We start from the raw sequence: 247 nt of genomic DNA, 5'->3' as shown, positions 1-247 counted from the left end.
TCAGGATTTGAGCCTCGCGCAGACTGTAGAAGATCTCGCCGTTCAAGAACTCGTCTCGGAACCGAGCGTTGAAGCTTTCACAATATCCATTCTCCCAAGGGCTGCCCGGTTCAATGTAGGCCGTCTTCGACCCGAGCACCGTGATCACGTGTGGAGCTATGACTTCGTGCATTGCCGGACGGACGATGGAAAGGCATTCCGGACGCTCAACATCATCGACGAGTACAGTCGGGAATGTCTGGCCATA

General features: G+C 54.7%; 1 protein-coding gene. It reads right to left on the bottom strand.

Features of this window, described 5'->3' with window-relative positions:
• Window positions 1-247, bottom strand: a 247-nt coding sequence (locus MK745_RS19715; RefSeq protein WP_243614868.1) for an integrase core domain-containing protein, incomplete at both ends; no start/stop codon positions are given.

Origin of the sequence: Shimia aestuarii (assembly GCF_022814865.1) — a bacterium.
Lineage (GTDB): Bacteria > Pseudomonadota > Alphaproteobacteria > Rhodobacterales > Rhodobacteraceae > Shimia > Shimia aestuarii_A.
Note: the sequence above shows the minus strand (reverse complement) of the source record. Positions and strands in the feature narration are given on the sequence as shown.